This window comes from Pseudomonas sp. BN417 (assembly GCF_029871205.1).
Classification (GTDB): Bacteria; Pseudomonadota; Gammaproteobacteria; order Pseudomonadales; family Pseudomonadaceae; genus Metapseudomonas.
Genome location: NZ_SSOJ01000141.1, coordinates 45,067 through 66,860 on the forward strand (window position 1 = coordinate 45,067; position 21,794 = coordinate 66,860).

General features: G+C 67.6%; 19 protein-coding genes and 1 pseudogene. 15 read left to right on the plus strand and 5 right to left on the minus strand.

Going from position 1 to position 21,794, the window contains the following annotated elements; all coding sequences use genetic code 11:
• Positions 1-218 precede the first annotated feature (218 nt).
• Positions 219-710 carry a CinA family protein gene (locus E8F11_RS20120; RefSeq protein ID WP_280290637.1) on the minus strand — a complete coding sequence of 164 codons (492 nt, stop codon included), beginning with the start codon at positions 708-710 and terminating at the stop codon, positions 219-221.
• A gap of 291 nt (positions 711-1,001) precedes the next feature.
• Here E8F11_RS20120 and glgA point away from each other — a divergent pair, with 291 nt between their 5' ends.
• The 10 genes and pseudogenes from glgA to E8F11_RS20170 all read left to right on the plus strand — a co-directional run bounded on the left by glgA (position 1,002) and on the right by E8F11_RS20170 (position 14,959).
• Entirely contained in the window at positions 1,002-2,540 is a 1,539-nt protein-coding gene (gene glgA / locus E8F11_RS20125) for a glycogen synthase GlgA (protein ID WP_280290638.1), read from the plus strand.
• Positions 2,540-4,303 (plus strand): malto-oligosyltrehalose trehalohydrolase, encoded by a 1,764-nt coding sequence (gene treZ / locus E8F11_RS20130; protein WP_280290639.1) that lies wholly within the window; start codon positions 2,540-2,542, stop codon positions 4,301-4,303. Before glgA ends, treZ begins: the two co-directional genes overlap by 1 nt.
• Entirely contained in the window at positions 4,300-6,372 is a 2,073-nt protein-coding gene (gene malQ / locus E8F11_RS20135) for a 4-alpha-glucanotransferase (RefSeq protein WP_280290640.1), read from the plus strand. Before treZ ends, malQ begins: the two co-directional genes overlap by 4 nt.
• A complete protein-coding gene (locus E8F11_RS20140; RefSeq protein WP_280290641.1) occupies positions 6,365-9,175 on the plus strand; it encodes a malto-oligosyltrehalose synthase in 2,811 nt (936 codons plus the stop codon). The genes malQ and E8F11_RS20140 overlap by 8 nt, the downstream gene beginning before the upstream one ends.
• Complete coding sequence (locus E8F11_RS20145; protein ID WP_280290642.1) at positions 9,172-9,444, plus strand: DUF2934 domain-containing protein; 273 nt, start codon at positions 9,172-9,174, stop codon at positions 9,442-9,444. Before E8F11_RS20140 ends, E8F11_RS20145 begins: the two co-directional genes overlap by 4 nt.
• A 26-nt stretch (positions 9,445-9,470) precedes the next feature.
• On the plus strand, positions 9,471-11,624 hold the full coding sequence (glgX, locus tag E8F11_RS20150; protein WP_280290643.1) for a glycogen debranching protein GlgX: 2,154 nt from the start codon (positions 9,471-9,473) through the stop codon (positions 11,622-11,624).
• Between the two features lie 198 nt (positions 11,625-11,822).
• Positions 11,823-11,897: pseudogene (locus E8F11_RS20155) on the plus strand (hypothetical protein); the annotation flags it as partial.
• 91 nt (positions 11,898-11,988) lie between these two features.
• Positions 11,989-12,774 carry an endonuclease/exonuclease/phosphatase family protein gene (locus tag E8F11_RS20160; RefSeq protein WP_280290644.1) on the plus strand — a complete coding sequence of 262 codons (786 nt, stop codon included), beginning with the start codon at positions 11,989-11,991 and terminating at the stop codon, positions 12,772-12,774.
• A complete protein-coding gene (clsB, locus tag E8F11_RS20165; RefSeq protein ID WP_280290645.1) occupies positions 12,771-13,979 on the plus strand; it encodes a cardiolipin synthase ClsB in 1,209 nt (402 codons plus the stop codon). The genes E8F11_RS20160 and clsB overlap by 4 nt, the downstream gene beginning before the upstream one ends.
• Complete coding sequence (locus E8F11_RS20170; RefSeq protein WP_280290646.1) at positions 13,979-14,959, plus strand: lysylphosphatidylglycerol synthase domain-containing protein; 981 nt, start codon at positions 13,979-13,981, stop codon at positions 14,957-14,959. The genes clsB and E8F11_RS20170 overlap by 1 nt, the downstream gene beginning before the upstream one ends.
• A gap of 255 nt (positions 14,960-15,214) precedes the next feature.
• On the opposite strand, the gene E8F11_RS20175 is transcribed toward E8F11_RS20170, so the two are convergent.
• Positions 15,215-15,379 carry a PSPA7_2676 family Cys-rich small protein gene (locus tag E8F11_RS20175; RefSeq protein ID WP_280290647.1) on the minus strand — a complete coding sequence of 55 codons (165 nt, stop codon included), beginning with the start codon at positions 15,377-15,379 and terminating at the stop codon, positions 15,215-15,217.
• A 170-nt stretch (positions 15,380-15,549) separates the two neighbouring features.
• Here E8F11_RS20175 and E8F11_RS20180 point away from each other — a divergent pair, with 170 nt between their 5' ends.
• Positions 15,550-15,774, plus strand: a complete 225-nt coding sequence (locus E8F11_RS20180; protein WP_280290648.1) for a hypothetical protein — start codon at positions 15,550-15,552, stop codon at positions 15,772-15,774.
• On the plus strand, positions 15,771-16,406 hold the full coding sequence (locus E8F11_RS20185) for an NAD(P)H-binding protein (protein WP_280290649.1): 636 nt from the start codon (positions 15,771-15,773) through the stop codon (positions 16,404-16,406). Before E8F11_RS20180 ends, E8F11_RS20185 begins: the two co-directional genes overlap by 4 nt.
• A gap of 168 nt (positions 16,407-16,574) precedes the next feature.
• Here E8F11_RS20185 and E8F11_RS20190 read toward each other — a convergent pair whose 3' ends face one another.
• Both E8F11_RS20190 and E8F11_RS20195 read right to left on the minus strand, forming a co-directional pair.
• On the minus strand, positions 16,575-19,031 hold the full coding sequence (locus E8F11_RS20190) for a glycogen/starch/alpha-glucan phosphorylase (protein ID WP_280290650.1): 2,457 nt from the start codon (positions 19,029-19,031) through the stop codon (positions 16,575-16,577).
• A gap of 29 nt (positions 19,032-19,060) precedes the next feature.
• Entirely contained in the window at positions 19,061-19,390 is a 330-nt protein-coding gene (locus E8F11_RS20195; protein WP_280290651.1) for a DUF2513 domain-containing protein, read from the minus strand.
• A gap of 171 nt (positions 19,391-19,561) precedes the next feature.
• Here E8F11_RS20195 and E8F11_RS20200 point away from each other — a divergent pair, with 171 nt between their 5' ends.
• From E8F11_RS20200 to E8F11_RS20210, 3 genes are read left to right on the plus strand one after another with little or no spacing between them, the layout of a single operon-like run.
• Positions 19,562-19,720, plus strand: a complete 159-nt coding sequence (locus tag E8F11_RS20200) for a hypothetical protein (protein ID WP_280290652.1) — start codon at positions 19,562-19,564, stop codon at positions 19,718-19,720.
• The gene (locus E8F11_RS20205) at positions 19,720-20,817 is read left to right on the plus strand and encodes a DUF3182 family protein (protein ID WP_280290653.1); all 1,098 of its coding nucleotides are present in this window, start codon (positions 19,720-19,722) and stop codon (positions 20,815-20,817) included. Before E8F11_RS20200 ends, E8F11_RS20205 begins: the two co-directional genes overlap by 1 nt.
• Complete coding sequence (locus E8F11_RS20210; RefSeq protein ID WP_280290654.1) at positions 20,804-21,574, plus strand: alpha/beta fold hydrolase; 771 nt, start codon at positions 20,804-20,806, stop codon at positions 21,572-21,574. The genes E8F11_RS20205 and E8F11_RS20210 overlap by 14 nt, the downstream gene beginning before the upstream one ends.
• Here the strand turns inward: E8F11_RS20210 and E8F11_RS20215 are convergent.
• Positions 21,571-21,777 carry a hypothetical protein gene (locus E8F11_RS20215; protein ID WP_280290655.1) on the minus strand — a complete coding sequence of 69 codons (207 nt, stop codon included), beginning with the start codon at positions 21,775-21,777 and terminating at the stop codon, positions 21,571-21,573. The genes E8F11_RS20210 and E8F11_RS20215 overlap by 4 nt on opposite strands.
• Positions 21,778-21,794 lie beyond the last annotated feature (17 nt).

A 21,794-nucleotide genomic window follows, 5' to 3' on the forward strand; every position in this document is an offset into this window, starting at 1 on the left:
TATTCAAGAAACAACTTTAACTTCATCAACCAGCGCCGCTGCACATTCCCCGCTGGCTTCGGCACAGCGCCGGCAGCTGTCCATACACTCGCCGCAAAGTCCCCGGCAACGCCTGACCGCCTTGCGCTCCGCCTCGCTCCTGATCATGAGAAATTCGGTGATGCAGAGCGAGCAGGCCACAAGGCAGCGGCTGCAGGCTTCGCTATGCGGGTCCACGCTCACCTCCCTCCCGCCTGGCGCAGCCGCTCGTAGTAATACGGCAGCTGCAGCAGGGCATGACGCGCCGCGGCCTGGCGCACTTCGTTGCGTTCGCCGCGAAAGCGCAGGGTCTCGCTGACCACGCCTTCGTGGTCGTTGATCCGCATGGCGCAGGCGAAACACTGCACGCCGTCCATGCCACCGTCGGCCTCGGCCAGGCCGGTGTTGGCCAGGGCGATATCTGCCTGACTGGCCTGCAAGGCACCCACCGCCATTTCGCGGGTGACCTCCTCGCTGGTCAGGCCGTAGCGCTCGATGGTCTGTTCATGCACGCCCAGGCAGGCCTGCTTGGCCCGGGGCGAATAGACCACATAGCCACTGTCCAGCACCGCGCCGCCACCGGAGACTTCCGCCACCAGCGAGGCCATCAGCCCGGCGGTGCAGGATTCAGCGGTCACCAGGGTGAGCCTGTACTTCCCCAGGAAGTTCACCACCTGCTCGATCTCGCGCATCTCCATCCCTCCTCTGCGACAGGCCTGCCTTGTCTTATGGAAGGCCTGACCGCGGGCAAAGTTCAGCCTATCGAGGGATGGACCGACGGACAGAAAAAAAGTCGAACCATCTGCCCGGCGGGTCAGTCAGGACTGATGTGGGGTCCGAAAAGATCGGCACCACGAGAAGGCGCCTGTACGGCTGGCGGGAGCCAGATAGCAGGGAGTCGGCGCGCGCGTCCGCAAGGTCCGGTAGAAGTCTTGCCGACCGAGGGGACCGCAGAACAAGGACCAGAAAAATCGGAGCACACCATGGGAACTGCCGTAGCCACGGCCCGCATCGATGAGGTCGCATCCCCCAGCGCCAAACCCAGGGCCGAACTGCACCTGGGCAGCTTGCAAGCCAGCAAGAAGCGCATCCTGTTCGTCACCTCCGAACTCGCCGACCTGGTGAAGGTGGGCGGCCTCGGCGATGTGTCGGCGGCCCTGCCCAAGGCCCTGTCGTCACGCCACGACATCCGCGTGCTGATTCCCGGTTACCGGCAGGTGCTGGAAGCCGGCCTGCCGATCCGCATCATCGGCCAGGTCGGCGGCCTCGCCGCCCTGCCCCCTTGCCGCATCGGCCGCCTGGACCTGCCCGACGGGCTGATCGTCTACCTGCTGATCTGCCCCGAGCTCTACGAGCGCGAAGGCACGCCCTACGGCGACGGCCATGGCCACGACTGGCCGGACAACCATATCCGCTTCGCCCGCCTGGGTCTGGCGGCCGCCGAGATCGCCGCCGGCACCGCCTGCATCAGCTGGTGCCCGGAACTGGTCCACGCCAACGACTGGCCGGCGGCCCTGGCCCCGGCCTACATGGCCTGGCGCGGCCTGCGCACGCCCACTGTGTTCACCATCCACAACCTGGCCTACCAGGGCATCTGCGACCTGCAGAGCAGCCCCGAGCTGGCCCTGCCACCCGAGGCACTCAGCCACGAGGCCCTGGAGTTCTACGGCAAGCTGTCCTTCCTCAAGGGCGGTATCGCCTACGCCAGCCACGTGACCACGGTGAGCGAGACCTATGCCCAGGAGATCACCACCGCCGACTTCGGCTGCGGCCTGGAAGGCATGCTCCAGGGCAAGGTCGCCGAAGGCCAGCTCAGCGGCATTACCAACGGCATAGACGAAAGCTGGGAGCCGGGCAGCGACCCGCACCTGGTGGAAGGCTTCGGCGTCCATCAGTGGCAAGGCAAGCGCGCCAACGCCGAACATGTGCAGCAGCTGTTCCAGCTGGACGATGTCGACGGCCCGTTGTTCGCCGTGGTCTCGCGCCTGGTCCAGCAGAAAGGCATCGACCTGACCCGCGAAGTGGCCGAGCACATAGTCGCCGAGGGCGGCCGCATCGCCGTGATCGGCCAGGGCGAGCCGGAACTGGAGCAGGCCATGGTCGAACTGGGCGAACGCCACCCCGGCCGCATCGGCGTACAGATCGGCTTCAACGAAACCGACGCCCGACGCATCTACGCCGGCAGCGACTTCCTGCTGATGCCCTCGCGCTTCGAACCTTGCGGCCTGAGCCAGATGTACGCGCAGTGCTTCGGCTCACTGCCCATCGCCCGGCGCACCGGTGGCCTGGCCGACACCATCGAAGACGGCGTGACCGGTTTCCTCTTCGACGATCCGACGGTCGATAGCTACCTGGACGCCCTGCAGCGTGCCCTGGCCGTCTACCACCACCCGCAGCTGTTCGATGCCATGCGCTGCAAGGCGATGGCCTCGCCGCTGTACTGGGAGGAGTCGGTCGCCCCCTACGACGAGCTCTACCTGCGCCTGCTGGGCGACGTTCGCGAGGTCGGGGGCCAGGACTGATGACCGCCCCGCAACGCCACGGCGCCAGGTTGCTGGATGCCGAACGCGTGCTCTTCGCTCTCTGGGCGCCTGACTGCCGTGCAGTCGCGGTGGAAATGCAGGACGGCTCGCTGCACCCCTTGCAGCCCGAGGACGGTGGCTGGTTCGATGGCGAGCTGGCGTGCCGCGCGGGCGGCGGCTACCGCTTCCTGGTCAATGGCGACCTGCGGGTGCCGGACCCGGCTTCGCGCCAGCAGCTGGGCGATGTCCACGGTTTCAGCATTGTCGTGGACCCTTCCCGCTACGCCTGGCGCACACCCGGCTGGTGCGGCCGGCCCTGGCATGAGGCGGTGATCTACGAACTGCACGTGGGCCTGCTCGGTGGTTTCGCCAAAGTCGAGGCCTACCTGCCGGCCCTGCGCGACCTGGGCGTGACAGCCGTGGAGCTGATGCCCCTGGGGGAGTTCCCCGGCAAGCGCAACTGGGGCTACGACGGCGTGCTGCCGTTCGCCCCGGAGTCCTCATACGGCACGCCGAACGAGCTGCGCAGCCTGGTGGACCGCGCCCACGAGCTGGGCCTGATGGTGCTGGTGGACGTGGTCTACAACCACTTCGGTCCGGAGGGCAATTACCTCGGCCACTATGCCAGTGAGTTCTTCCGCGCCGACCGGCAGACGCCCTGGGGCGCGCCCATCGACTTCCGCCGTAAGGCGGTGCGCGACTTTTTCGTCGAGAACGCCCTGATGTGGCTGGAGGACTACCGCATGGACGGGCTGCGCCTGGACGCGGTGCACGCCATCCGCGACCGCGCGTTCATGCTGGAACTGGCTGCCAGGGTACGCGCCGGGCTGCTGCCCGGCCGCCATGTGCACCTGGTCCTGGAGAATGAGCGCAACGAGGCCAGCCTGATGCGGCAAGGCTACGACGCCCAGTGGAACGACGACGGCCATAACGCCCTGCATGTGCTGCTCACCGGTGAACACGAGGGCTACTACGCCGACTATGCGCAGGCTCCCGCCACCCAGCTGGCCCGCTGCCTGGGCGAAGGCTTCGCCTTCCAGGGCCAGGGCAACCGGCATGGTTCTGCCCGCGGCGAACCCAGCGCGCACCTGCCGCCCACCGCCTTCGTGCTGTTCCTGCAGAACCACGACCAGGTGGGCAACCGCGCCTTCGGCGAACGCCTGCCGGTGCTGGCCGACCTTGACGCGCTCAAGGCCGCCACCGCGCTGCTCCTGCTCTCGCCCATGGTGCCGCTGCTGTTCATGGGCGAGGAATGGGGCTCGGCCCAGCCTTTCCTGTATTTCACCGATCACCCCGACAAGCTGGGTCGCGCGGTGCGCGATGGCCGACGCGACGAGTTCGCAGAGTTCTCGGCCTTTGCCGATGCCGCGCTGCGCGAGGCCATTCCCGACCCCAACTCGTCGCGGACCTTCGACAGCAGCCTGCCCGACCTGGACCCGGCCCACCAGTTGCGCCACCGCGAATGGCTAGCGCTGTACCGCGAGCTGCTGCGCCTGCGCCACCTGTGGATCGTCCCGCGTCTACCCGGCTGCCGCCCCCTGGGCGCCAGGGTGCTTGGTTCCCACGCGGTGGCCGCCGCCTGGCGCCTGGGCGATGACAGCCGCCTGCATATCGCCCTCAACCTCGGCGCGTCTCCGGTACCCTTCGACAGGGCTCCGGCCAATGCCGAGCTGCTCCATGCCCACCGGGTGGACGGGCTCGACCTCGCCGAGCACCGCCTGCCGCCGCGCAGCGCCCTGGTACTGCGGGAGAGCGCGCCATGAGCGATGCGCAACTGGCCAGCCTGGCCAGCGCCGCAGGCCTCCTGCTGGACTGGGTGGATGCCGGCGGCCGGCCCCAACGGATCAGCCCGGAGGCCCAGCGCATGCTGCTGGAAGCCCTTGGCTTCGCCGCCCAGAGCCCGCAGCAGATCGCCGGCAGCCTGGCGGCGATCGAGGCGCGCCGGCACAGCGGCTGGCCCGGCGCCCTGGTCACCCTGGACCAGGGCGAAGTGCTGTCCCTGGCCGACGGCCAGCGCCCCGGCCAGTCCTACCAGCTGCGCCTGGAGGACGGCCGCCTGCTGGATGGCCGCCTGGATGCCGATGGCCGCCTCGTCGCGCCGAATACCTGCGGCTACCACCAGTTGGCCATTGGCGAGCACCAGCTCTGCCTGGCGGTGGCGCCGCCCGCCTGCCAGGGCGTGATGGAGCTGGCGGAACGCCAACGCATCTGGGGCCTGGGCGCGCAGCTCTATGCCCTGCGCCGCCCCGGTGACGGTGGCCTGGGCGACACCCGCGCCCTGGAAGACCTGGCCCGCAGCGCCGCCGCCAAGGGCGCCGATGCCCTGGCCATCAGCCCGGTACATGCCCTGTGCAGCGCCAACGGCCAGCAGTACAGCCCCTACTCGCCCTCCAGCCGGCTGCACTTCAATGTGCTGCACGCGGCGCCGGCCAGCGTGCTGGGCGAGGCAGCAGTCGCCCGGGCGCTGGAAATCACCGGCCTGGGGTCGCAGTTCGCCCGCCTGGAAGCCCTCCCGCTGATCGACTGGCCGGCGGTAGCGCGCGCTCGCCAGACGCTGCTACGCCAGCTCTATCGCGACTTCAACGAAGACAACGGGCCGCTGCACCACGACTTCGAGCGCTTCCGCGAACGCGGTGGCGACGCCCTGTTGCTGCACAGCCGCTTCGAGGCCCTGCACCGGCACATGCTGGACAGCCGCCTGCCCGGCGACTGGCGACTCTGGCCGGAGCACCTGCGCAACCCGCAGCACGCCGCGGTGCAACGCTTCGCCGTGGAGCACGCGGCGGAAATCGAATTCCACGCGTTCAGCCAATGGCTGATCGCCCGCTGTCTGGAGCGCGCGCAGATCAGTGCGGTGAGCGCCGGCATGCGCATCGGCCTGATCGCCGACCTGGCGGTGGGTGCCGATTGTGCCGGCAGCCAGGCCTGGGCCTGCCAGGACGAGTTGCTGCCCATGGTCACCGTGGGCGCACCGCCGGATATCCTCAACCGTTCCGGGCAGAACTGGGGGGTCTGGGCCTTCTCGCCGCAGGGCCTCAGGGGGCAGGGTTTCCGCGCCTTCATCCAGATGCTGCGGGCCAGCTTCAGCTATTCCGGCGGCATCCGTATCGACCACGTGATGAGCCTGCAGCGGCTCTGGGTGATTCCCCAGGGCGCACCGCCGGATGCCGGCGCCTACCTGCAGTTCCCCTTCCGCGACCTGCTGCGCCTGCTGGCCCTGGAATCCTGGCGCCACCAGGCCCTGGTGATAGGCGAGGACCTGGGCACTGTGCCCGAGGGGCTGCGCGAAGAGCTCGCGCGGCGCCAGGTCCTGGGCATGCGTGTACTGCTGTTCGAACAACGCGACGGCCGTTTCATCCCCCCCGAGCACTGGCCAGACAACGCCCTGGCCACCACCAGCACCCACGACCTGCCCAGCCTGCAGGGCTGGTTCCAGGGCCGCGATGTCGAATGGCGGCTCAAGGCCGGCCACAGCGTCCCGGAGCAGGCCCGAGCAGACCTGGACGAGCGCCAGCGCGAATGCCATGCGCTGGTGGCCGCGCTACGCCAGCAAGGCCAGCTGTCCGTCCACGAGTGCAGCCTGGAGGCCTGTGTCGAAGGTTGTATCGGCTACGTCGGCGAAACCCCGGCGCCCCTGGTGCTGCTGCCCCTGGAGGACGCTCTTGGCGAATTGGAGCAACCCAACCTGCCGGGACCGGGGGATGTGCACCCGAACTGGCGGCGGCGCTGGCCGGTGGCGGCCGCCGAGCTGCTCGACCAGCCCCTTGCCCGGCGCCACCTCGACCGCCTGGTGGAAAGCCGCGCGATCCAGCGGGGGCCCGAACATGACTGACCTGCGCGCCACTCTGCGCTTGCAATTCCACCGCGGCTTCACCCTGGACGACGCCGTGCCCCTGGTACCGTACTTCGCCCACCTGGGCGTCAGCCATGTCTATGCCTCGCCGCTGCTCTGCGCCCGCCCCGGCTCCAGCCATGGCTACGACGTGGTGGACCCGACGCGGATCAATCCGGAACTCGGCGGCGAAGCCGCACTGGAACGCCTGGTCGAGGCCCTGCGGCGGCAGCGCATGGGGCTGATCCTCGATGTGGTCTCCAACCACATGGCGGTGGGCGGCGACGGCAATCCCTGGTGGCTCGATGTGCTCGAGTGGGGCACCGCAAGCCCCTACGCCAGCTTCTTCGACATCCAGTGGCAGTCTCCAGACCCGCTGCTCCATGGCCAACTGCTGGCGCCCTTCCTGCGCAGCGACTACGGCGAGGTGCTGGCCGCCGGCGAGGTGCCGCTGGTGTTCGATGCCGAAAAGGGCAGCTTCCATGCCCGGCATTTCGAGCACCGCTTCCCCATCTCGCCGCCCAGCTATGGCGAAATCCTGCGCAGCTGCGGCGCCCCGGAGCTGTCCGCCCTGGCCCAGGGCTTCGACCGCCTGGCCGGCGCGCGGGATGCCCGGCGCCAGGCCGTCGAGCTGCAGCAGAGCCTGGCACTGCTGGCCCGCGACGAGCGCCACACGCTGGCCCTGGAGCGCGGCCTGGCGCTGTACCGCAGTGACAGTGAGGCCGGGCTGCAACGCCTGCATCGGCTGCTGGAACGCCAGCCCTACCGTATCGCCAGCTGGCGCACCGCCGCCGACGACATCAATTGGCGGCGCTTCTTCGATATCAATGAGCTGGGCGGCCTGCGGGTGGAGCGCCAGGACGTCTTCGAGGCCACCCACGCCAAGGTCTTCGAGCTGATCGAGCGGGGCCTGGTGGACGGACTGCGCATCGACCACGTCGACGGCCTGGCCGATCCGCGCAGCTACTGCCGTCGTCTGCGGCGCAGGGTCCGTGCCCTGCTGGCCAAGAGTCCGCCGGCATTGGCGGGAAGGCACTTCCCCATCTACGTCGAAAAGATCCTCGCCCACGGCGAGCGCCTGCCCGGCGACTGGGATGTCGACGGCAGTACCGGCTACGAATTCATGAACCAGGTGTCGCTGCTGCAGCACGACCCGCTTGGCGAAATGCGCCTCTGCGCGCTGTGGAAAGCCGTCAGCGGACGCAGTGGCGACTTCCTCGAAGAAGCACGGGAGGCGCGCCGGGCCCTGCTGGCCAGCTCCCTGGCCGGCGACCTGGAAACCGTGGCCCAAGGCCTGCTGCAGATCGCCCGGGGCGATATCGCCACCCGCGACCTGACCCTGGGCGCCATCCGCCGGGCGCTGCTGGAGCTGATCGTGCATTTCCCCGTCTACCGCACCTATGCCGGCGCCTGCGGTCGCTCCGAGCAGGATGCCGAATACTTCCAGCAGGCGCTGGACGGCGCCCGTGGCAGCATCGGCGAAGCCGACCGGCCACTGCTGGACTACCTGGACCGCTGGCTCGGCGGCGACCCCCAGCGCGCCCTGCCGCCAGGCCCGCAGCGGCGCTTGCGCCGGCAGATGCTGCGGCGCTTCCAGCAGCTCACCTCGCCGGCCGCCGCCAAGGCGGTGGAGGACACCGCCTGCTACCGCTCGGTGGTGCTGCTTTCGCGCAACGACGTGGGCTTCGACCCGCAACGGTTCAGCGCCCCGCTGGCGGACTTCCACCGCTGCTGCGCCGCGCGCGCGGCGAGTTTCCCCGACAACCTGCTGGCCACCGCCACCCACGACCACAAGCGTGGCGAAGACAGCCGCGCGCGCCTGGCAGTACTGAGCGAGCGGGCCAGCTGGTTCGTCGAGGCGGTGCACGCCTGGCGGCGCCTGGCCGCCCCCTGGCGCCGGGCCGGTGACGAGGGCCAGGGGATCGCCCCGGCCGACGAGATTACCCTCTACCAGTGCCTGCTGGGCAGTTGGCCCCCCGGGCTCGACCTGGAGGATGCCGCAGGCCTGCAGCACTACCTGGAGCGCCTGGTGCGCTGGCAGGAAAAGGCCCTGCGCGAAGCGCGCCTGCGCAGCAGCTGGAGTGCCCCCAACCAGGCCTACGAGAACGCCTGCCGGGACTTCCTGGTACGCCTGATGCAAAGCGAACAGGCGCGCGCCCTGCGCCAGGAGCTCGCCGCCGCGGCCACCGCCCTGGCCCCGGCGGGCGTCCTCAACAGCCTGGCCCAGTGCCTGCTGCGGATGACCACGCCGGGAATCCCCGACCTCTACCAGGGCACCGAGTTCTGGGACTTCAGCCTGGTGGACCCTGACAACCGCCAGCCCGTGGACTATCCGGGATGTATCGCTGCCCTCTGCAACCTGGACGAGCCCCGCGCGCTGATCGCGTCCTGGCGCGACGGCCGCATCAAGCAGCGGCTGATCGCCACCGTGCTGAACCTGCGCCAGGCCCAGCCGCAGCTGTTTCGCGAAGGCGACTACCAGCCGTTGGAAGTGGAGGGCGAGCACGCCGAACGGGTCCTGGCCTTCGCCCGCAGCCATGCCGGCCGCAGCCTGCTGGTGGTGGTGCCGCGCCTGGCGGCGCCGCTGCTGGATGGCCAGGATCAGCCCCTGGTGCCGCCGCAGCGCTGGGGCGACACCCATGTGCGCCTGCCCCGGGCCCTGCGTGCCGGACACTTCACCGGCAGCTTCTCCGCCCGCGAGCTGATCCCGTCGCGGGGCAGCCTGGCCCTCGGGGAGCTCCTGGCGGAATTTCCAGTCAACCTGTTGTTCTTCACCCCTTCGAGCCGGGAGCCGCAGCCATGAGCAAGAACGAGGAACGCATCCGCGAACTCGCCTACCAGATCTGGGAGTCCGAGGGCCGCCCGCAAGGCCAGGCTGCCCGCCACTGGGAGATGGCCTGCGTGCTGGTCGACGCCGAAACCGAAGAGCCGGTGAAGGCGCCTCCCCGGGCGCGGCGCATCAGCAAGCCGAAGACGATGAGCCTGATCGATGCCGCGCCCGAGAACGCGCAGGAGATTGCGCCCGAGAAACCGGCGTCGGCGAAAAAAACCGGTTCGACCCGCGCGACCTGATCCTGAACGGCCACTGAGGAGGTTCCATGAGCAGGCCGCGCGCCCATGCTCCGCAGATCGTTCGGCACTCGCGGGTCAGCGAGGGCCATCCTTTCCCCCTGGGCGCCACCTGGGACGGTCTGGGGGTCAATTTCTCGCTATTCTCGGCCCATGCCACCAGGGTCGAGCTGTGCCTGTTCGACACCACCGGCGAGACCGAACTGGAGCGCATCGACCTGCCGGAATACACCGACGAGATCTGGCACGGCTACCTGCCCGACGCCCATCCGGGACAGGTCTATGGTTACCGGGTGCATGGCCCCTACGAGCCCGACGCGGGGCACCGTTTCAATCCGAACAAGCTGCTGATCGACCCCTACGCCAAGCAACTGGTGGGCAGGCTGCGCTGGTCAGAATCACTGTTCGGCTACGTGATCGGCTCGAAGGACGCCGACCTCAGCTTCGACGAGCGCGACAGCGCCGCCTTCGTGCCCAAGTGCAGGGTCATCGACCCGGCCTTCACCTGGGGCGCACAGCAACGCTTCCGTACCCCCTGGGACAGCACCCTGATCTACGAGGCCCACCTGCGCGGCATCAGCATGCGCCATCCGGCGGTGCCCGAGAGCCTGCGCGGCACCTTCGCCGGCCTGATGAACGCAGAGCTGCTGCAGCACATACGTTCCCTGGGAGTGTCCGCCATTGAGCTTCTACCGGTACATGCCTTCCTCAACGACAAGCACCTGCTGGAAAAGGGCATGAACAACTACTGGGGCTACAACAGCATCGCCTTCTTCGCGCCCCATCCGGCCTACCTCGCCGGCGGCCAGGTCAACGAGTTCAAGGAAATGGTCGCCCACCTGCACGACGCCGGCCTGGAGCTGATCCTTGACGTGGTCTACAACCACACCGCCGAGGGCAACGAGCTGGGTCCGACCCTGAGCATGCGCGGCATCGACAACGCCACCTACTACCGCCTGGTGTCCGGTAAACGGCGCTGCTACGTCAACGACTCCGGCACCGGCAACACCCTCGACCTCAGCCATCCCTGCGTGCTGCAGATGGTCACCGATTCCCTGCGCTACTGGGCCAGCGAGATGCGCGTGGACGGTTTCCGCTTCGACCTGGCGACCATCCTCGCCCGCCAAGCCCATGGCTATGAGGAGCGCCACGGCTTTCTCGTGGCCTGCCGCCAGGACCCGGTGCTGAGCCGCCTGAAGCTGATCGCCGAACCCTGGGACTGCGGACCAGGCGGCTACCAGGTGGGCGGTTTCCCACCCGGCTGGGCGGAATGGAACGACCGTTTCCGCGACTCGGTGCGGGCCTTCTGGCGCGGCGATGGCGGGCAGATGGCCAAGCTCGCCAAGCGCCTCACCGCTTCCGGCGACCTGTTCAACCAGCGCGGCCGGAGGCCCTTCGCCTCGGTGAACTTCATCACCGCCCACGACGGTTTCACCCTGCGCGACCTGGTGACCTACGACCACAAGCACAACGAGGCCAATGGCGAGGACAACCGTGACGGCAGCGACCACAACCTGTCCTGGAACCACGGCTGCGAAGGCCCCACCGACGATCCGGAGATCCGCGCCCTGCGCCTGCGGCAGATGCGCAACCTGCTGGCCACCCTGCTGTTCTCCCAGGGCACCCCGATGCTGCTGGCCGGCGACGAATTCAGCCGCACCCAGCATGGCAACAACAACGTCTACTGCCAGGACAACGAAACCGGCTGGGTGGACTGGTCCCTGGACGAGGAAGGCCGCAGCCTGCTGGAGTTCACCCGGCGCCTGGTGAGCCTGCGCCGGGCCTATCCGATCATGCGTCGGAGCCGGTTCCTGGTAGGGCTCTACAACGAGGAGCTGGGAGTCAAGGACGTGACCTGGCTGGCCCCCGACGGCGCCGAAATGACCGAGGAACAGTGGCTGGACGACCACGCGCGCTGCATGGGCATGCTCATGGACGGCCGCGCCCAGCCCACCGGCATCCGCCGCAGCGGCGCCGACGCCACCCTGCTATTGCTGGTCAACGCCCACCACGAAGCGGTGAACTTCCGCCTCCCGGAAGTGGCCCAGGGCAGCGGCTGGGCCTGCCTGCTGGATACCAACAGGCCCGATTTTCGGGCCCTGGAAGCGCACGACTTCGGCTCGGAATACGCCGTGACCAGCCGTTCGCTGCTGCTGTTCGAGCTGCAGGCCGCCAACCCCTAGGCTCCAAGGGGCCGCTCTTCTGTGGGGGCGAATTCATTCGCGAAAACAGGCCGCAGGTGCGCCCTCGGACGCGCGGCATTCCCCCCGTCAAAAACCCTGAACCCCTCTCCGCCCTGCCAGTCGGAAAACTAGGGGCCGCGCTCCGGCGGCCGATGCGACTGCGCCTGCCGACCTCGCCGGCGGCACCAGGAGAAGAACATGAAAGCCGTGGTTTTCCATGACGTGGGGGATATTCGGCTCGACGATGTACCCGAGCCCGGCCTGCAGGAGCCCATCGGCGCCTCGTCCTGCCACGAAGCGCGCTCGGCCAGGCCGGGCAACCACTGAGGGTCGAGTCATGAGTGAGATTCGCAGGAGCGAGACCGTGACCACCATTCCCACGTCCGAGATCGTCATCGACCGGGTCACCGCGGTGCATCGGCTGCAGGTGCTGACCATCAACACCCACAAGGGCTTCGCCGCCCTGAACCGACGCTTCATCCTGCCGGAGCTGCGCGACGCGGTACGCACCACGGAAGCCGACCTGGTATTCCTCCAGGAAGTGCTGGGCAACCATGACCGCCACGCCAAGCGCTACCGGGACTGGCCGACGACGCCACAGTACGAGTTCCTCGCCGACAGCATGTGGCCGCAGTTCGCCTACGGCCGCAACGCGGTCTACCCCAACGGCCATCACGGCAATGCGCTGTTGTCGAAGTTTCCCATCATCCAGCACGACAACCACGACGTCACGGTCAACGGCAACGAGCAGCGCGGCTTGCTGCATTGCGTGCTGGACGTCCCCGGCCACCGCGAGGTGCATGCCATCTGCGTGCACCTGGGGCTGCGCGAATCGCACCGGCAGAATCAGCTCGGACTGCTCTGCGACCTGCTGGCGACCCTCTCCCCGGAAGCGCCGGTGATAGTCGCCGGAGACTTCAACGACTGGCGCCTGCGCGCCGACAACCTGCTGGCCGAGCAGTCGCTGGTGGAAGCCTTCCGTTGGGCCTATGGCATGCCGGCCAAGAGCTTCCCGGCGCGCTATCCGTTGCTCTGCCTGGACCGCATCTACGTGCGCAACGCCACCAGCCACGAACCGGTGGTGCTCTCAACCCGGCCCTGGTCGCACCTCTCCGACCACGCGCCGCTGGCCGCGGAGATCCGGCTTTGACCAGTCCATGGCGCGACGGCAACCAGGTCAGCCTGCTGATCAATGGCGAGGACTACTTCCCGCGGGTGTTCGACTGCGTCCGCGCCGCCCGCGAAGAAGTGCTGATAGAGACCTTCATCATCTTCGAGGACAAGGTGGGCCACGAGCTGCAGCAGGTGTTGATCGAGGCGGCCCAACGCGGCGTGCGCGTGGAGCTGGCGGTGGACGGATATGGCACCGCGGACCTCGGCCGGGAATTCGTCGCCGCCATGACCCGGGTCGGAGTCAACGTCCATGTGTTCGACCCCAGCCCGCGCCTGCTGGGCATGCGCACCAACCTCTTCCGCCGCCTGCATCGCAAGATAGTGGTGATCGATGGCGAGCGCGCCTTCGTCGGCGGCATCAACTTTTCCGCCGACCACCTGGCCGACTACGGCCCCATGGCCAAGCAGGACTACGCCGTGGAAGTCACCGGCCCGGTGGTGGCCGACCTGCACCGTTCAAGCCTGGGTCTGCTGCGCCCGGCCCTCGACGAGCCCAGCCAGGTGCGGCCGCCGGCGCGGCCCACGGGCAGGGTGCGGGTGCTGCTGGCCGAGCGTGACAATGACCGGCACACCACCGATATCGAACAGCAATACCTGCAGGCCATTCGGGCCGCCACCTCGCGGCTGGTGGTGGCCAACGCCTACTTCTTCCCCGGCTACCGCCTGCTGCGCGAGCTGCGCAACGCCGCCCGGCGCGGGGTGAAGGTCAGCCTGATCCTCCAGGGCCTGCCCGACATGCCCTGGGCGCGGGGCTTCTCGCGGCTGCTCTACAACTACCTGCTGCGCGATGGGGTGACCATCCACGAGTACTGCCAGCGGCCGCTGCACGGCAAGGTGGCGCTGGTGGACGGGGAATGGTCCACCGTCGGCTCCAGCAACCTCGACCCCTTGAGCCTGGCGCTGAACCTGGAAGCCAACCTGATCATCCGCGACGCGGACTTCAACCAGCGCCTGCACAACCACCTGGTGCAGCTGGCCACGGAACACTGCACGCGCATCAGCCTGGAGCGGATCATCCGCGGCTACTGGTGGCGGGCGCCGCTGATCTTTCTCTGTTTCCACTTCATCCGCCGTTTCCCGGCCATTGCCGGCTGGTTCCCAGCTCACGCGCCGAGCCTCGAATCCCTGCACCCGGAAACGGACGCCGACGCCGGGCCCCGCTATGACGAGGGCAAGACCTGATGACCACCGACAAGGAGAATCCCTGGTTCACCTGGGGCATGCGCCTGTTCACCCTGTTCTTCCTGATCCTGGTGCCGGTGCTGCTCTACACCCTGGTGAAGAACCTCGACTGGCGGGAAGTGGAGCAATCCTTCAAGACCTACAGCACCCTCACCCTGATGGTGGGCGTCGCCCTGGCCTTCTCCAGCTACATGGTGTTCAGCATCTTCGACCTGATCGGCCGGGCCTATACCGAGCACCATCTGCCGGCACGCCAGGTGATCCCGGTGGCCTTCGTCTGCTACGCCTTCAACCTCAACTTCACCACCTGGGTCGGCGGCGTGGCCCTGCGCTACCGGCTGTACAAGCGCCTGGGGCTGGACACCGCCACCGTCACCCGCGTCATCAGCCTGGGCATCATCACCAATTGGGTGGGCTACATGGCCCTGGCCGGGCTGGTGTTCTCGCTGCGCATGGTGAACCTGCCGGATAACTGGAAGATCGGCATCACCGGCCTGCAGCTGATCGGATTCCTGCTCCTGGCCCTGGCCGGCGCCTACCTCTATGCCTGCGGTTACGCCAAGCGCCGCACCTGGTCCTGGCGCGACCACGAGATCACCCTGCCCTCCCTGCGCCTGGCGCTGATCCAGGTCTGGCTGGGTGCCATCAACTGGGCGCTGATGGCGTCGCTGATCTTCTGGCTGCTGCCCAAGGAAGCCTTCTACCCGTCCATCCTCGGCATCCTGCTGATCAGCTGCGTGGCCGGGGTGATCACCCATATCCCCGCCGGCCTGGGCGTACTGGAGACCGTCTTCCTCGCCCTGCTCCACGATCAGCTCAGCCAGGGCAGCCTGGTGGCAGCGCTGCTGGGCTACCGCACCCTCTACTTCCTGCTGCCGCTGATGGTGGCGGTGATCGCCTACCTGATCCTGGAAAAACGCGCCAAGCATATCCGCCGACACCACAAGCACAGGGTCAAACCGGCACCTGAAAAATTGTAGGTGGTTGCGGCGCCGACAGGTGGAAATCCACCCGACGGTTCGGTTCGACTCAGACCGTAGCCCGAGCTGGGCTTGTAGGAGCGAGCTTGCTCGCGAACAGCCTTTCGCGAGCAAGAACTCGGCGTCCCCTTGCTCCTACACAAGGCCCCCGCCTCGTCCACACAGGCCCGCCACCTCAAGGCGGCGAAGCGCCGAGTCGGGTCCACCCTTGCAGCCGTGCCTTCTTTGGCCGCCTTGCCAGGTGGTGCGAACGTTTCACCCTTCCGCCGAGCGACCAGCCGGCGCCCGCATTGCCTCCAACTTGAGGTAACGGCTGCTGCCGCAACGGCTGCAGCAATGCCAGATAAGGTCCTCGTTGCCCATGTGGACCGGGGTGCCCGCTTTCCATGCGCAGCCGTAGAAGAAGCAGATGAAGGTCATTACAGCCTCCCGCGCTACTCGCAAGAGCCGTGCATGGAACCTTGGACCTCGGGCTTGCGCCGTTAGCTCAGGTCTTCGCCGGAGGGCTCCACCCAGCGGAAAGATGGAACCCGGCGCCGCGTCCAGTCTGTCTACCCGAGCAGGAGCAACGCCAGACGGAGAGCCAGCCCATGCCAAAGAAGACCCTCTACCTGATCAGCTACATCCTCAATGACCAGACTCGCAGCGTGGAAGTGAGATCCGACAGCGAGGCCATGACACCCGACCAGGCGCGCTTTTACCTGGGTTCCATCCATACTTCCGAATTACCAGAGGCCATCACCGACATCCAGGTGACGCGCATCGTCCACCCGAAAAAGGACGGCCCTACCCCGGCCCATAACCTGCAGCCATGAAGAATCTCGAGACCCCCGCGGTGAAGCTGGCCATCTACGGCGCCCAGGGCGCCCTGGGCAGCGCCTTGCTGGTGGAGGCCCTGCACCGCCAGTACGAAGCCACCGCCGTGCTCAGCGACCTCAATTCGGTCACCGCGCGCCCCGGCATCCGCGCCAAGACCGGCAACCTGTTCGATGCCCTCAGCGTGAGCCAGAGCGTGGTGGGCAAGGATGCGGTGATCTGCGTGCTGTCCAGCACGCGGCTGCCGGCAGGCCCGGTAGACAGCAGCGATCGGGCCTTCCACAAGGTATTCAGTGCGGTAAGTGCGCTGATCGACGGGCTGAGCATCGCCGGGGTGAAGCGCCTGATGGTGATCGACCGGCTGCTCTGGCTGGAACAGTCGCCCGACAGCCCGGCGCCCGCCGCCGAGTACCTGCAGCAGCGCCTGCTGCACAGCGACCTGCAGTGGACCCTGGTGGAAACCCCGCCCGAAGCCGACGAGCCGCTGGAGTTCGACGATTTCGTGCATGCCCCGGAGAGCAACAAGGCCCAGCCCGTGGAGCACCTGCGCCGCTTCGCCGCCGGGGCGCTGGACGAGCTGATGCTCGGGCTGCACCTGCGCCAGCGGGTGAGGATTGCGGATTGGGTTTGACCCCGCAGAAGCGGGGGATCGGTGTGGGGGCGATTTCAATCGCGATTCAGGCCGAAGGCCGGCCCGGGGGTAGGTAGGGGCCCGCTACGCAGGCCTTTCGCGAATGAATTCGCTCCCACAAAGAGCCCCCACCAAAAGCCCCCACAAAGAGCCTGGAGCGGCGCCCTCTCAGGGCTTCACCGGCGCCTGCCAGATTTCCTCGGCATATTCGCGAATGATCCGGTCGGAGGAGAACCAGCCCATGCGGGCGGTGTTGAGCACCGCCGAGCGCCACCACGTGGAGCCGTTCTGCCAGCGTTTGTCGACCTGCCGCTGGGCGTCCCAGTAGGCGTCGAAATCGGCGCAGACCATGAAGCGGTCGTCGAACAACAGGGAATCTACCAGTGCCGCGTAGCGTGAGGGGTCGTCCGGCGAGAAGACGCCGGCGCGTATGGCCTCCAGCGCTTCGCCGAGACGCTCGGATTCGGCGATCACGCTGCCCATGCCCCGTTCGCCGCCGCGGCGCCTCGCCTCCACCTGTTGCGCCGTCAAGCCGAATATGAACATGTTCTCCGCCCCGACCCGCTCGCACATCTCCACATTGGCGCCGTCCAGGGTGCCTATGGTCAGGGCGCCATTGAGGCCGAACTTCATGTTGCTGGTGCCCGAGGCTTCCAGCCCGGCGGTGGAGATCTGCTCCGACAGGTCGGCCGCCGGGATGATCACCTCGGCCAGGCTGACGTTGTAGTTGGGTATGAACACCACCTTGAGCAGCCCGCGCACCGTGGGGTCGTCGTTGATGGTCCGGCTGATGTCGTTGGCCAGCTTGATGATCAGCTTGGCCTGCTGGTAGCTGGCGGCGGCCTTGCCGGCGAATATCTTCACCCGTGGCACCCAGTCGGTGGCCGGGTCGTTGCGAATGGCCTGGTAGAGCGCCACGGTCTGCAACAGGTTGAGCAGCTGGCGCTTGTACTCGTGGATGCGCTTGACCTGCACGTCGAAGATGGCCCCGGTATCCAGCGCGATGCCCAGGCGCTGCCGCACCAGGTGGGCCAGCGCCTGTTTGTTGTGCTGGCGGCTCAGGGCGAACTGCTTGCGGAAGCTCTGCTTCTCGGCGAAGGGTTCGAGCTGTTCCAGGGTGCTTTCGGGGGCGTCCAGCACTGCTTCGCCCAGGGTATCCACCAGCAGGCGGGTCAGCTGCGGATTGATCTGGAACAGCCAGCGACGGAAGGACACGCCGTTGGTCTTGTTGTTCACCCGCCGCGGGTAGAGCTTGTGCAGCTCGCGGAACACGGTTTCCTGCATCAGCCTGGTGTGCAGCGCCGAGACGCCATTGACGCTGTGGGCACCGAGGAACGCCAGGTTGCCCATGCGCACTCGCCGACCGTGCTCCTCCTCGATCAGCGACACCGCCCGCAGCAGGGCGAAATCGTGGATGCCCTGGGCGCGCAGGGCATCTATGTGCTGGGCATTGATCAGGTAGATGATCTGCATGTGCCGCGGCAACAGGCGCTCCATCAGCGATACCGGCCAGGACTCCAGGGCCTCCGGCATCAGGGTGTGGTTGGTGTAGGCCAGGGTTGCCACCGTCAGTTCCCAGGCGCGGCTCCACTCCAGCTGGTGCAGGTCCACCAGCTGGCGCATCAGCTCGGCCACGGCGATGGCCGGGTGGGTGTCATTGAGCTGGATCGCCACCTTGTCCGGCAGGCACTGGATATCGCCGTGCTGCTCAATATGCCGGCGCAGCAGGTCCTGAAGCGAGGCGGAGACGAAGAAGAACTCCTGGCGCAGGCGCAGCTCCTGGCCGGCATCGGTGATGTCCGCCGGGTAGAGCACCCGCGAGATGCTCTCGGCGCGTACCACATCGGCCACCGCGCCGAAGTGGTCGCCGGCGTTGAAGCGGTCCAGCTGCAGGTCTTCCTCGGCGCGGGCGCGCCACAGGCGCAAGGTGTTCACCGCCGAACGGCGCCAGCCGATCACCGGGGTGTCGTAGGCGATGGCGCGAATGGTTTCGTGGGGGTGCCAGATCTGTCGGCTGGTGCCGTCTTCCTCCACGTGGGTGAAGACGCTGCCGCCGAAGCCGATGCTGTACGCCACCTCGGGCCGCTCGAACTCCCAGGGATTGCCGAAGTCCAGCCAGGTTTCGGTGTGTTCGGCCTGCCAGCCGTCCACTATCACCTGGCGGAACAGCCCGTGCTCGTAGCGGATGCCGTAGCCGTGAGCCGCCAGGCGCAGGGTGGCCATGCTCTCCATGAAGCAGGCCGCCAGACGCCCCAGGCCGCCGTTGCCAAGGGCGGCGTCGGGCTCGACCTCGCGGATCCGCTCCAGGTCCACGTTCAGCTCCGCCAGGGCCTGACGCGCCACGTCCAGCAGGCCGAGGTTGCTCAGGTTGTCGACCAGCAGACGGCCGATGAGGAACTCCAGCGACAGGTAATAAATGCGCTTCTCATCCTGCCGGTCGACCAGGGTAGTGGCCTCTTCCCAGCGATCGATCACATGGTCGCGGGCGGCCAGGGCCACGGCCTCGAACCAGTCGTGATCGAAGGCGTTGCCTGGGTCCTTGCCCACCGTGTACTTGAGTTTCGCCAGGATGCTGTTCTTGAACGCCCGGATGGCGTCCGCGGCAGTGCTCGATTGCCCAGGCATGGCCGTGTCTCTTCGGATTCGGGGCGGGTTCAGGCGCTCTTGCGCAGGGCGTCGTAGGAAATGACGCCAAGGCGCGCGAGGAGGATGTTCTTCTTCGCCCGCCAGGTGTCGTCGTCGCGGATGCTGTCCAGCAGGTCATGGCCAATCAGGGTCAGCGCGGTGGCGACGCGTCCGGGGTCGCCGCTCCAGGGGTGGTACTCGACGCACTCCACCAGCCCGGCATGCTCCAGCAGGTGGATGTGGTAGTTCACCGATTCCAGGCTGTGCTCGCCAATGGGCTGCGCCACGAAGTGGTAGCCCGGCTCCAGCTTCTCGATCGCCAACAGCAGTTCCCTGATCAGGTCCCAGTCCCGCCTCATGGCTTTCTCCTCCGTCACTGGCAGTTGCTCCTTGAAGTTGAGTCCGCAGCTTTTTGCATGAGTTCAGATTTTTGTCGTCCGCCCGCGCACCGCTTATCAGGAACCCTGAACTCCCCGGGAAATGCCCCGTTCAGAACCAGTGAATGGCCGCCACCGCCAAGGAGACCACCCATGCGTATCGCCGCCGTGCTCTTCCTGCTCGGCAACCTGGCCAGTGGCACCGCCCTGGCCGGTGCCTGCCATGTGCTCACCCACTACCACAGCGTCGCCCACCTGGGCCAGGCCCGCAGCGATTGCGAGAACGGCGGCGGCACGTGGCAGGACCAGTGATGAAGGCCAGGACAGGCGTCGTACTGCTGCAGGTCGGCGAACGTTTCCTCGACCACGAGCTGGCGGTGCACAAGGTCCTTGGCGAGAAGATCGCCGGGATGCTTGGCTGCGCCTTCCTCGGCCGCTTCGATCCGGCCCGGCACGAGGCCGAGCACTGCTACTTCCTCCCCGACGAGACCCTGATCGGCAACGCCAACGGCCTTGGCATCCGGGGTCCGGAGGATTTCTTCGGTGGCCTGGTACCGCAGCCCTTCATGGCCACCAAGGCCATTACCCATCCCCTGTTCAAGCGGCCCTCGCGGGTGCCGCCGGGCTGGTCCGAGCGGTTTGCCGAACAGGCGGGCAAGGCCGTCCTGCACGGCTACACGGTGTTCGACCTGGGCGATGCCCAGCGCGCCGGCGAGGCCTTGCTGCAGCGCGGTCCGGCTCGCCTGAAGCCGGTGCGCGGCAAGGCCGGCCGTGGCCAGCTGGTGATCTGGAACCTGCGCGAACTGGCCGACGCCCTGGCCCAGCAGGACGCCGAGGAAATCGGCACCTGGGGCCTGGTGCTGGAGGAGGATCTCGAGCAGCCCGACACCTATAGCGTCGGCCAGGTGCAGGTGGCCGGCATCACCGCCAGCTACTACGGCACCCAGTGCCTGACCCGCGACAACAATGGCTCCCCCGTCTATGGCGGCTCGGATCTGGTGCTGGTGTGCGGCGACTACGACGCCTTGATGCGATTGGACATGCCCAGACCCGTGCGCCTGGCCGTGGAGCAGGCGCAGCTCTACGAACAGGCGGCCTTCGCCGCCTACCCCGGCTTCTTCGCCTCGCGGCGCAACTATGACGTGGCGCGCGGCCTGGACGCCCAGGGCAGGCAGCGCTCGGGCGTGCTGGAGCAGTCCTGGCGCATTGGCGGTGCCAGCGCGGCGGAAGTCTTCGCCCTGGAGGCCTTCGCGGCCGACCCGGCGCTGCAGCGGATCCGCGCTTCGACCTGCGAAATCTATGGCGACGCGCCAGCGCCGGCCCATTCGACGCGGCTCTATCGCGGCGACGAACCCGAACTGGGTCTGCTCAGCAAATACGTCAAGGTGGAACCCTATGACAGCGCATAGCCAGACGGTGGACATCGCCGTGGACAATGACGCCATAGCCGGAACGCTCCTCTCGCCCGAGACCAAGGTCCCGGGCGTTCTCTTCGTGCACGGCTGGGGCGGCAGCCAGCACCGCGACCTGGCGCGGGCCAAGGGCATCGCCGGGCTCGGCTGCGTCTGCCTGACCTTCGACCTTCGCGGCCACGAGAAGACCATCGCCGCCAAGGAAAGCGTGACCCGCGAGCACAACCTGGCCGACATAGTGGCGGCCTATGACCGTCTCGCAGAGCACCCGGCCATCGACGCCGAGGCCATCGCGGTGATCGGCAGCAGTTACGGCGGCTACCTGTCGACCTTCCTCACCACCCTGCGGCCGGTGAAATGGCTGGCGCTGCGGGTGCCGGCGCTCTACTGGGACGATGACTGGGACATGCCCAAGCACCAGCTCGACGTGGCCCGCCTGCAGCGCTACCGACGCATTCCCTGGAACCCCCAGGACAACCTGGCGCTGGCATCCTGCGCCCAGTTCGCCGGCGATGTGCTGCTGGTGGAGTCCGAGCACGACGACTTCGTGCCCCACACGACGCTGATGAGCTACCGCGCGGCCTTCGAAAAGGCCCATTCCATGACCCATCGCATTCTCGATGGCGCCGACCACGCCTTGAGCCAGGACTGCGACCAGCAGGCCTACACCAGTATTCTCACCAGCTGGATCAGCGAAATGGTCATAGGCGCGCGGGTGGGCGACTACCCCCATCATTCCGCGCGCTACTCCTAGCCCGGAGGACCGTTCGCCCGAAACCAGGTGAAGACCAACGAGGAGGCCTGGCCTTCTTCAGCCGCGCCGTCGAGACCGGCGACCCGGATGTCCAGGACTTCGCCCGCAACACCCTGCCGGTGCTCCAGCGGCACCTGGAGATGGCCAGGGAGCAGGAAAAGGCGCATCCGCCGTATTAGCGGCAGCACGGACAGGTAAAGCATGCCCCTGATGGACCGGT